General features: G+C 31.3%; 9 protein-coding genes and 1 other annotated feature. Of the genes, 8 read left to right on the top strand and 1 reads right to left on the bottom strand.

What is annotated here, in order from left to right; genetic code table 11:
• Positions 1 to 156 precede the first annotated feature (156 nt).
• The 3 genes from JHL18_RS13785 to metG (JHL18_RS13775) all read left to right on the top strand — a co-directional run bounded on the left by JHL18_RS13785 (position 157) and on the right by metG (JHL18_RS13775) (position 5,192).
• Positions 157 to 918 (top strand): DUF1189 domain-containing protein, encoded by a 762-nt coding sequence (locus tag JHL18_RS13785; protein ID WP_200270123.1) that lies wholly within the window; start codon positions 157 to 159, stop codon positions 916 to 918.
• 59 nt (positions 919 to 977) lie between these two features.
• Positions 978 to 1,221, top strand: a binding site (T-box leader).
• Positions 1,222 to 1,494: 273 nt separating this feature from the next.
• A complete protein-coding gene (metG, locus tag JHL18_RS13780) occupies positions 1,495 to 3,429 on the top strand; it encodes a methionine--tRNA ligase (RefSeq protein ID WP_200270121.1) in 1,935 nt (644 codons plus the stop codon).
• Between the two features lie 134 nt (positions 3,430 to 3,563).
• Entirely contained in the window at positions 3,564 to 5,192 is a 1,629-nt protein-coding gene (gene metG, locus JHL18_RS13775) for a methionine--tRNA ligase (RefSeq protein WP_200270119.1), read from the top strand.
• Positions 5,193 to 5,372: 180 nt separating this feature from the next.
• On the opposite strand, the gene JHL18_RS13770 is transcribed toward metG (JHL18_RS13775), so the two are convergent.
• Entirely contained in the window at positions 5,373 to 6,056 is a 684-nt protein-coding gene (locus JHL18_RS13770; RefSeq protein ID WP_200270117.1) for a Crp/Fnr family transcriptional regulator, read from the bottom strand.
• Between the two features lie 274 nt (positions 6,057 to 6,330).
• On the opposite strand from JHL18_RS13770, the gene JHL18_RS13765 reads away from it, so the two are divergent.
• The 5 genes from JHL18_RS13765 (at position 6,331) to rsmA (ending at position 11,727) form a co-directional block, all read left to right on the top strand.
• Entirely contained in the window at positions 6,331 to 7,854 is a 1,524-nt protein-coding gene (locus tag JHL18_RS13765; protein ID WP_200270115.1) for a DUF445 family protein, read from the top strand.
• Positions 7,855 to 8,009: 155 nt separating this feature from the next.
• Positions 8,010 to 8,789, top strand: coding sequence for a TatD family hydrolase (locus JHL18_RS13760; RefSeq protein ID WP_200270113.1), 780 nt, complete (start codon positions 8,010 to 8,012; stop codon positions 8,787 to 8,789).
• A 305-nt stretch (positions 8,790 to 9,094) separates the two neighbouring features.
• Complete coding sequence (locus tag JHL18_RS13755) at positions 9,095 to 10,114, top strand: 3D domain-containing protein (RefSeq protein WP_200270111.1); 1,020 nt, start codon at positions 9,095 to 9,097, stop codon at positions 10,112 to 10,114.
• A 202-nt stretch (positions 10,115 to 10,316) separates the two neighbouring features.
• Positions 10,317 to 10,871, top strand: coding sequence for a ribonuclease M5 (rnmV, locus tag JHL18_RS13750; protein WP_200270109.1), 555 nt, complete (start codon positions 10,317 to 10,319; stop codon positions 10,869 to 10,871).
• 4 nt (positions 10,872 to 10,875) lie between these two features.
• On the top strand, positions 10,876 to 11,727 hold the full coding sequence (gene rsmA, locus JHL18_RS13745) for a 16S rRNA (adenine(1518)-N(6)/adenine(1519)-N(6))-dimethyltransferase RsmA (RefSeq protein ID WP_200270107.1): 852 nt from the start codon (positions 10,876 to 10,878) through the stop codon (positions 11,725 to 11,727).
• The last annotated feature ends 205 nt before the right edge of the window (positions 11,728 to 11,932 follow it).

Below are 11,932 nucleotides of genomic sequence, written 5' to 3'. Positions count from 1 at the left end.
TGTTAAAGCTCTCGTGTTTATTAAGAGAGCTTTAAAGCATTTTGAGTATAACTACAAATATGTAAGTTTAAGGTAGATATTAACTTTTCTTAAGATGAACTTAAGTTTTCTAATCTATAATAATATTATAGACTTAGAAAAAAGGGTGGTATAATAATGAATATTTTTAACGGATTTATTAAAAGTTTTTATGATTTTAAGAGTTATGCTATTTTCAGAAAGCAATCTGCTGGAAAGTCATTTCTATATAGTGTAATTCTAGCATTAGTTTTTTCGATAGTAGCGTTTGCATATCCTGCTTACAAGGTAAATAGTACAATGAAAGACCTATCAATAGAATATAATGAAAAGATTCCAGACTTCCAGATAAAAAATGGACAGCTAGAGATTGCTAACAATAAAAATGCTGAAGTAGTTAGAGATAGTGGGACTTTTGTTTTAGATAATACTTCAGATATAAAGCTTTTGGCAGATAAATATAAATCAGGACTAATATTTGGTAGAGATACTATAGTAGTTAAATCAGAAGGAACAGTTGTTTTAGAACAAAAATATTCTGCCTTAAATATGGATTTTAGTAAAAACGATATTGGTGGAATTTTAGATTCTCATGGTGCCATATCAAGTGCTATGTTCGCAATATTAACTTTTGGATTTGTAATAGCCTTATATTTTAGAGCTTTGATTATTGCAATAATAGGAACAATATTTAAGGGTGAAACAACTTTCGGACAAAGATTTAAACTAAGCTTATATGCTACAACGCCTTCTGTAGTTATAAGTGCACTATTCTCTCTATTTGCAATAAGTTTTACAGGTTCAAGTATACTTTTATTTGTGTTAGGACTTGTGTATTTATTCTTGGGAATCAAAGGTATAAATAAAAGTGAACTACAAGAATTAGCTGATGGGTTATAAAATAAGAAAGTTATTGACATTGTTTTTAATGTAAACTAATATAATATATAGAAATAATTTAAAATGCATTGAAGAGAAGAGTAATGATATGGATTGTCTAAAAGAGAGCTGGGACAGGTGAAAGCCAGTGACAAAAAGTTTCATGAATATGGACTCGGAGCAGGCTTTCTGAATTTTTAAGAAGGTACGGTAGCAACCGTTATATTGCAAGGTGATAAAAACTTTTTAGTGGAGTCACTTATTAAGGTATCTATTGTGAGATAGATATGAAGTAGAGTGGTACAGCGTAAATTCGCCTCTGCATGGACATAAATTGTCTATGCAGAGGTTTTTTGTTTTATAGATATTTATTTGTTTTAACAAAAAGTTTAAGAGGGAATGGTCCTTTCTTAAAAATTTTCTTATCATAATAAAGATTTATGGAATAATAGAGGAAATACTATAGATGCACCACTTCAAACCGCAATCTATTTTTAAAACTCTCATGGCTTCTTGTGAGAGAATTTAAAAATAATAAATTTCATTACGAAGTGGTGCATCCATATAACTAATAATATACATTAGGAGGAAATAAATATGTGCAAAAAACCATATTACATTACTACACCAATTTATTATCCATCTGCAAATCTACACATAGGAAATACTTATACTACAGTGGCTGCAGATGCTCTTGCTAGATTTAAGAGACTTACTGGATATGATGTAATGTTTCTTACTGGTACAGATGAACATGGGCAAAAGATACAAAGAATAGCAGAAGAAAAAGGGGTTACACCTAAAGAATATGTTGATGAGATTGTAGCTGGGATAAAGAGTCTGTGGGAGATGATGGATATAAGCTATGATAAGTTCATCAGAACTACTGATGGATATCATATAAAGGCTGTTCAAGATATATTTAAGAAATTATATGATCAAGGTGATATATACAAAGACTCATATGAAGGTTGGTATTGTACCCCATGTGAATCTTTCTGGACAGAAACACAACTTGTAGATGGTAAGTGCCCAGATTGTGGAAGACCTGTAGAAAAGGCTAAAGAAGAAGCTTATTTCTTTAAGATGAGTAAATATGCGGATAGGCTTATAAAGCATATCGAGGACCATCCAGAGTTTATACAACCAGAATCAAGAAAAAATGAAATGTTAAATAACTTCTTAAGACCTGGCTTACAAGATCTTTGCGTGTCTAGAACAAGTTTTAACTGGGGAATACCAGTAACTTTTGATAATGAACACGTAATCTATGTATGGATAGATGCTTTATCAAACTATATAACAGCTCTAGGCTATGGTAATGAGGATACTTCTTTATATGAAAGATTTTGGCCAGCAGATGTACATTTAATTGGAAAAGACATTTTAAGATTCCATACAATATACTGGCCAATTATGCTTATGGCTCTTGAAGTACCACTACCTAAACAAGTATTTGGCCATGGCTGGCTTCTTGTTGATGGTGGAAAAATGTCAAAATCAAAAGGAAATGTAGTTGACCCTGTAGCTCTTGTAAACAGCTTTGGAGTAGATCCAGTAAGATATTATCTTCTAAAGGAAATACCATTTGGTTCTGATGGACTATTTAATAATGAAATATTTATTAAAAAGATAAATTCAGATCTTGCAAATGATCTAGGAAATCTTCTATCAAGAACTATTACTATGATAGAAAAATATTTTGACAGTGTAATACCAGCTCCAACAGCAAAAGAAGATATTGATAATGAATTAATAACTTTAGCTTTAGCTACTCCAGTTAAAGTTCAAGCTGCAATTGATGACCTTAAGATTCCAGAAGCGTTAGAGGTAATATGGGAGTTAATTGGAAGAGCTAATAAGTATATAGATGAAACTACTCCTTGGATACTTGCAAAGGATGAAAGTAAGAAGGAAAGATTAGGAACAGTTTTATATAATCTTGTGGAGAGTTTAAGATTTGCTTCTGTTATGATATCAGCATTCCTTCCAACAACAAGTAGTAAGATAAATGAACAAATAAATTCAGAGGTAACTACATGGAATAGTCTATCTGCTTTTGATGGAACTAGTGCAGGTACTAAAGTTAATAAGGGTGCTGTAATATTCCCAAGAATAGATGTGGATGCTAAGCTTGCTGAATTAGAAGTATTAAGACAAGAACAGTTAAAAGCTACTGGAAAGAAAGAAATGAAACCAATAAAAGAAGAAATAACTATTGAAGATTTTGAGAAAATAGATTTGAGAGTTGCAAAAGTAATAGGTTGTGAACCTGTAAAAGGTGCAAAAAAACTATTGAAACTAAAAGTTGATTTAGGTGGGGAAGAAAGACAAGTGGTATCAGGTATAGCTCAGTACTATAAACCAGAAGAACTTGTAGGCAAAAGTATAGTTCTTGTTGCAAACTTAAAACCAGTAAAGCTAAGAGGAGAACTTTCACAAGGTATGATTCTTGCAGCTGCTACTGATGATGATGGTAAGCTTTTGGTGGTTGATCCAGGTAATATTGAAACAGGAAGTGTTGTTAGATAAGATTCTTATCTGCAAATTACTAAAAACTCGCCTATAACTTAGGCGAGTTTTTAACTTAAGTTAATCAGATCAGTAATAAATTGATTCTATATATGATTAAATAATGAGTTTATTAATAGAGGGGGCTTATATTAATGAAAGTAGTTATCGGAAATTCTTGGCCTTATGCCAACGGATCATTACATTTAGGAAGACTAGCATCTGTAATTCCTGGAGATGTACTTGCGAGATATCATAGAGCAAAAGGGGACGAAGTTATTTTTGTTTCTGGCAGTGACTGTCATGGAACACCTATAGCAATAAAAGCAAAAGAAGAAAAGAAGGCTCCTAGAGAGATAGCAGATTACTATCACAGAGAGTTTGAACATTGTTTCAGTTCTCTAGGAATATCATATGACTTGTATGCCAAGACAGATAGTGTAAATCACCATAAGGTAGTAAAGGATTATATAAAGAAGTTATATGAAGATGGATATATATATGAAAAGTTGGTGGCTCAAACTTACTGTGAAAGTTGTAATCAATTTCTTCCAGATAGATATATTGAAGGAATATGCCCACATTGTGGAGGGATAGCTAGAGGGGATCAGTGTGAGCAATGTTCAGAAATTCTTGATTCAGAAGACCTTATTGATAAGAAGTGTAAGATTTGTGGATCTGAACCTATAGTTAAAGAGAGCAGACATCTGTTTTTTAAGCTTTCGAAGTTTGATAAAAAGTTAAAGGATCTTTTAAAGACTGAGCATGGATGGAGAGACAACGCTGTAAGACTTACAGAAAGGTATATAAATGAAGGACTTAGAGATAGAGCTGTTACTAGGGATTTAGAGTGGGGTATTGATGTACCATTAGAAGGTTTTGAAGATAAGAAGGTATATGTATGGATAGAAGCGGTTATGGGGTATTTATCAGCTTCACTTAAATGTTGCGGCGAAGATAAAGAAGAACTGGATAAGTATTGGAACAGTAAAAATAGTAGAATTTATTTAGTTCATGGCAAGGACAATATTCCTTTTCACACTGTTATATTTCCATCTATCCTTTTTGCATTAGGATTTAATGATGTAAATCTTAGAATCGTTTCTAGTGAATATCTAAATCTAGAAGGTAAAAAGTTTTCAACAAGCAGAAATTGGGCAGTATGGGTTCCTTATATAATTAAACAATATAATCCAGATTCTATAAGGTATTTTCTACTTGCTAATGGTCCAGAAAAGAGAGACTCTGATTTTTCTTGGAGAGAATTTATAAATTCTCATAATAGTGAACTCCTAGGTGGCTTTGGCAATTTTGTCAACAGGACCTTAACTTTTATCCACAAGAACTATAAGGGAGATATTAGTAATTGTGGATTAAATCTTAAAATTAAGAGAGATATAGAACATGCCTATAAGAATGCTGGAGATAGTATTGAGAACGGTGAGTTCAAAGATGCCATAAATGCTATTTTTTCTTTGGTTAAGAAAGGTAATAAGCTTTTTGATGAGGAAACTCCTTGGATAACTATAAAAGAAAATGAAGAAAAGTGTAGGGAAACACTATATAATTGCGTGCAAATTATAGTTAATCTATCAAATTTATTAAATCCTATAATTCCATTTTCTTGTGAAAAACTAAGAGGATTTTTAGGTGCAAAAGAAGTTAGTTGGCATTTACAAGAAATAAAAGAAATAAAGCTTAACAACTTAGAGCTATTGTTTGAACGAATAGATAAAAAGACGATTGATTATGAGGTAATGAGGTTAAAATCTGGAAGGCTGTAGTATAAAAAAATACCCTTGAAAGTAAGTTGTAAGGGGAACAAACTTTCAAGGGCCTTAGCCTATTTACAAATGGTTTTAAGGGGTAAATTATTTAGCGCTTAGCTACTTTACATATATAAATATACTCTAGTAATATGTCGATTTGATGTCAAAAAAATAAAAAAATTATGAACTGATTTATTAACTTTCAGCTTCAATAGCCTCTATATCTAATATGGTTATTGATTTTCTATCATAGTCAATAAGTCCTTCTTCTTTCATTTTAATTAATTCTCTAGACAAAGATGGTCTTTGGACACCAAGTTTATCTGACCATTCTTTTTTAGTCATATTTAATTGGATTAAAGAGTTTTCGGATTTATTATACTTAATCATTAGAAAGTGGCAAATCATTTGACGGAGAGATTTCATGCTTACTTGCTTAAGTTTTGAACTTAGGGCGACTGCTTTGTTTGAAAGAATTCTAAAAAACTTCAACATGAAAATATGATCTGTTTCGCAAAGCTCATATACTTTTTCTTTTGATATATGAAGTACTTCAGAAACATCTTTGCATATAACAGACATAGGGTATTGGTTCCTATCCCCAAATAATAGATTTTCACCAAATACGTTTCCATCTTCCATAGTTGAAACAATGAGAACATTGCCGTCTGAATCAAATTTCTGTATCTCAATCTTTCCGGATAGTATTACACTAAGATGATTGCAAGGTTCATCCTCGATAAATATAACATCATTCGCAGTATAAGACTTCAGAGATGTTTTATTGTTTGATAAAATAGATTTTAGATTATCTTCTGTAAAATGTGAGAATAACTTGCATTTTTGAAGCTTTATAATTATTGAACCTGTATCATTCATAATATCACCAACCATATAAAATAATTGTTAAACATATAGATGTGCTTTTTATAAGATAAAGTTTATAAAAAGTATCGTACTTAAAACTTAGTTTATCTAAAGATGAAACACTTCAATCCGAAATCTATTTTCAAAACTCCTCTGGGTTCTGAGAGGAGAGTTTGAAAATATAAATTTAATTATGTAGTGGTTCATCTAGATATTATAGATATTATATCTAAAGTAATATACATATACAACTTCAATTCATAAGTTCTAGTAAGGGAGGATTAATATGAAATATTTTTTTGGAGTTTTAATAGGAGCTATAATTGGATATATAACAAATTGGGTAGCTATAAAAATGCTATTCAGACCACACTATGAAAAAAGGTTGTTTGGTATTAAGTTGCCATTTACGCCAGGACTTATACCTAAGGAAAAAGCCAGAATTTCTAGAAGTGTCGGTGAAACTGTTGGAAATCATCTTCTTACTAATGATGTTATGGTAAGTGCTTTGAGCAATGATAATATAAAAAAGCATTTAAAGAATATGATAGAAGAAAAAATAGGTAGTGCTAAGGGTTTGGATAAAAGTCTAGATGAGGTTCTAGAAGATAAAATTGGAGAATATTATAAAAAACTAAAGATTAGGCTTCAGGTTAAAGCATCGAACTATGCACTTAGCAAAGTTAGAAATGAAGAATTTATAGATTCAGTATCTAAATTGATGATGAATAAAATTAATATAACCTTGTTAGAAAAACCTGATAAGCTAAAAGAATTATTTTCAGGAAATGGGTTCTACAATAACGTACTTAATGACATGCCTAAAACCATTGATAAATCTAAAATTGTGACATACATTAATAAAAATATTAATAAATCATTAGAACATTTGGTTAGTGAAAGTATGAAGGTAGAAGATATTATTCCATTAGAAGTGTTCTCTTCGATAAATATATATATTTATAATGAAAGAGACGTTATTTCTAAGCAGTTGCTAGCTATACTTAGGGAAGATAAGGTAGAGGAAAAGGTTAAAGAAGCAATAAAAAACAATGTTTTATCTGGAATGAGTCCATTAGTAGCGATGTTTTTAAATGTAGATTCAGTTTATGATAAGTTTCTTCTAGCCATAGATGGGTATCTTGAAGATGATGAGAATAAAGCTTTACTGGTTTCATATTTAGGAACGGTAATCTCTAGCTTTGGGAAAAAGCAAGTTAAAGATGTACTTGATGAAATTCCTAAGGATTCTAGAGAAATATTAATAAACATATTATCAGCATCAGCAATGGAAAAATTAATAACTCCTGAAGTATTAGAAGCAGGATTAAAGCTAGTTCTAGATAAGATAGATAGCTTTGAATCATATCATCACATATTGGTACTTTTAGCTGAAAATTATGAGGATAGAATAGAAAAATACATAAAAGGTACAATTAAAACTCTTGTTATGAGTGGAATGTTTGAAGAGAAGATAGAAGGTTCTGTAGAGGTACTTATAAAAGAAGTATCTGGTACTTCAATATCTAAGTTATTAAATAGTTATGATGGAAGCACTAATGATGAATTATACAAATTAGTTGAGAACATATATGATAGGTTCATTAATGAAGAAGGTTCTAGTATTATACATATAATTGATATTCCCAAAATTGTAGAAGACCAAATCAATTCCTTCGATGTAGATTATGCTGAAAAAATAATATTGGATATAGCAAGCAAGGAACTTTCTGCTATCACATGGCTGGGAGCGCTTTTGGGTGGAGTACTGGGAATATTGTCACCAATACTTGCAGGTATTGGTGGTTGATATAAGGTATGTATAAACAAATACAAAAATGTCAATAATTAGGTATTGGGCAATTTATATGTGCTTAAATTGATGGAATAATTTGAAAACTCAGTTTGACAGCTTATACATCTTATGTAATAATTTATATATTAAATTTGGAGAGGTGACTATTTATGGGTGATTTCGCATTTAACATATTTGATACCCATGCGCATTATGATGATAAGTCTTTTGATGATGATAGAGAAAAGGTTATAGCTGATATTAAAAACAATGGTGTAATCGGAGTACTTAACTGCGGATCTTCTTTATATGGTGCTGAAATGTCAGTTAAGCTATCAGAACAATATGATATTTTTTATGCTGCAGTAGGAATACATCCGGAAAATGCTAATGAATTTAATGAAGGTAGTTTTGAAAAGATAAAGGAATTAGCTAAGAATAAAAAGGTAAAGGCTATCGGAGAGATAGGATTAGACTATTATTGGGAAGAAAATCCTCCGAGAGAAGTTCAAAAAAGTGTATTTAGAGCACACATGAAGTTAGCAGAAGAACTTGGATTACCGGTTGTAATACATGATAGAGAGGCACATGGAGATACTCTAGAAATCATGAAGGAATTTACTAATGTAAAAGGTATAGTGCACTGTTTTTCCGGTAGTGTGGAATTTGCTAAAGAGTGCTTGAAACTTGGATATTACATTGGATTTACTGGAGTAGTGACTTTTAAGAATGCTAAAAAGATATTAGAAGTTGCGAACGAAGTACCTTTAGATAGAATGTTAGTCGAAACAGACTGTCCTTATATGGCACCAGTACCTTTTAGAGGAAAAAGAAATCAATCAGATTATATAAGATATATTGTTGAAAAGTTATCAGAGATAAAAGGGTTAGAACCAAAAGAAATAAATGATCAATTTATAAAAAACATTAAACAGTTGCTAAAACTATAATGATAGGGTAAAATATATTTTATGGTTTTACATATTATGGGAACAGAAAAATAGTAGTAATAACTAAAAGATGAATTTAATATATATATAAGGTAATAAACTTGGGCCATTTATCTGTAAATACTCCCCAAAGTGACTGTTTCCTCACTAATGCTCTCATTTTATTTAATTATTATTTACTTTTAAAATATGCAGATGGTGCATTTCTAGACAGTCAACAAAAAAAGCAAGAGGCTAAAATTTGACAAAATTCGATATTTTAAGTTATAATGCTACAGACGCTCTTGCCAAAGGAGGGAAAATAAATGGTAGAAAAGATGAAAATCAATCTAAGAAAGATTTTTTCTAATGGTCCTAAGGCAAAAATCGTGTTGGGGCTTGTTATTGCAACAAGCTTGGTTATAGTGATATGCAACATGAGAAAGACTGTAATAGTTAGTATAGACGGAAATGAACAGACATTAACGACATTTAAAGGGACTGTTAAAGGGGCATTACACGATAACGGTATAGTTCTAGGCCCTAAGGACAAAATTCAACCATCTTTAGATCAATCTGTGAAGAATAATATAAAGATTAATATAAAAAAGGCAGTTGATGTAGAGGTTGCAGTTGATGGAAAAGAGCTAAAGATACAAACCGCTGAAGGTAACGTAAATGAAATGTTAAGCGCTGAAGGGATACAACTTGCAGAATATGACAAGATATCTCCAGCAGTAAACACCCAAGTAACAGAAGGAATGAAAATAGAAGTTGTAAGAGTGGAGTCTAAGGTTGTAAAGGAAAGCCAACAGTTGGATTATAGTACTGTTGTCAATAATGATGACAATCTGGACAGAAGCGTTGTAAAGACGGTTCAGGAAGGTCTTCCTGGAGAAAAAGAAGTTACTTATAGAGTTATCGTTGAAAATGGCAAAGAGGTAAGTAAAAAAGTAGTAGCTGAGAAAGTGGTAAAGGATCCTCAGAATAAAGTAGTTGTTAAGGGTACGATGAATACTCTTGCGCTGTCTAGAGGAGATTCGATAGCTTATAAGAAAAAACTTTCAGTAGTAGCAACAGCTTATTCTGGAGGTGGAAGTACAGCTACAGGCAACACACCTAAGAGAAATTCAAATGGAACTAGTACTATTGCGGTAGACCCAAGGGTAATTCCTTTAGGCACAAAGGTTTACATACCTGGTTATGGGTTTGCTGTTGCACATGATACTGGTGGTGCAATTAAAAATAATAGGGTAGATCTTTATATGAATTCAAATAGTGATGCAAATTCGTGGGGTGTAAGAAACGTAGATGTTTATATTATTGCTTATCCCGGTCAAGGATAATGAAGAAATAGAGATAACGGCTAGTTATCTCTATTTTCTTTTGGTGGTAATTTGAATATGAAGAAGATTCTGATTCATGATCTATTTATACTTAACTATTGTTTCGGTGAAATAACTTTAATAAAAAACTCTATAAAGTTGACAGAAGCAGTGTAACTGGTTAAATTAAGATTATGATTTAAAAAGGAAAGGAAGTCTTTTGGTGATAAAAGAAGTTATTGTGGTTGAGGGAAGAGATGATGTTACTGCTGTAAAAAAGGCTGTAGAAGCTGAAGTTATTGCAGTAGGTGGATTTGGAATAAATGCTAAGGTTATAAATAGAATCAAAGAAGCACAGAAAAGACAAGGTGTAATAGTTTTAACTGATCCTGACTTTGCTGGTGAAAAGATAAGACGAATAATAGCTAAGAGGGTAGAAGGAATAAAACATGCTTATATAGCAAGGGAAGATGGAACAAAAGATGGTGACATTGGGGTTGAAAATGCTACACCAGAGGTTATAATAAGAGCTTTGACTGAAGCAAAGGCTAATCAAAAGGAAAAAAGAGAAGAATTTAGTATTCAAGATCTTTTATATTTTAAATTGGTTGGTGATGGAGATGCTAAAAATAGAAGAGCTCTTTTAGGTAAAGAACTTAGCATTGGATATGGAAATGGAAATCAACTACTTTCCAGATTAAACAATTATGGAATAACAAAAGAAGAATTTGTGGAAGCTATGAAAAAGGTTGATAAAAAGTTAAGTATAGGAGAGTAATTTTATGGATATAAAAGATATAAAAACGCAGGAATTAGTGAAGAAATATAATTTTAAGTTTACTAAAAGTTTAGGCCAAAACTTTCTTGTAGATGATTCTGTATTACAAGACATTGTTGATGGTGCTGAAATAACTGAAGATGACTTAGTCATAGAAATAGGTCCAGGAGTTGGGACGCTAACAGTAGAACTTCTTAAGAAAGCAAAAAAGGTAATAGCTATAGAGTTAGATGATGAGCTAGTACCAATATTACAAAATGAGCTTGGAGATAATCCTAAGTTTCAATTAATTCATAAGGATGCATTAAAAGTTGATTTTAATGAGTTGATAGGTGAAGAAAAAAACGTTAAGCTTGTAGCGAATCTTCCGTATTATGTTACTACTCCAATTATTGTGAGACTTTTAAATGAAGGGTACAATTTTAAATCTCTAACAATAATGATACAGAAAGAAGTGGCAGAAAGAATAAACTCAGAACCTAATTGTAAAGAATATGGTTCTATATCTGTTCTTGTTCAATACTATTGCGATACAAGGATAGTAAGATATGTTTCACCTGAGTCCTTTATTCCAAGACCAAAGGTGGAATCTATAGTTATAAGGTTAGATAGACTTGAAAAACCTAGAGTAGATGTTAAAAGTCAAAAGTTATTTTTTGATGTGGTAAGAGGTTCATTTAATATGAGAAGAAAGACCTTATGGAATACTGTTAAAAGTGTAGGACTTTCAAAAGAACAGATGGAAAAGGCATTCGAAAATAGTGGAATAGATCCTAAAAGAAGAGGGGAAACTCTAAGTGTAGCTGAATTTGCAGCTCTTAGTGATTCTATATATGAAGAAAAAGATAATGGTTAAGAAATTTGTGTACATAAAAATATAAATTAAGTTATTAGTATCCTAGCTCAATAACATACTTAATTATATAAAAAGCTTCTGTTAATAAACAGAAGCTTTTTGCTTTTGAAATAAAATGGGACAACTGTATATAAGCCTTTTCAATCATATTATAAGACTTTACACATATAATATAAGGAATAAATATAATGTGGAGGGACTATTA

The sequence above is a fragment of the Clostridium yunnanense genome (assembly GCF_016595795.1).
GTDB lineage: Bacteria > Bacillota > Clostridia > Clostridiales > Clostridiaceae > Clostridium_AR > Clostridium_AR yunnanense.
The sequence above is the reverse complement of the archived record's forward strand: the minus strand, read 5'-3'. Positions and strand labels throughout refer to the sequence as shown.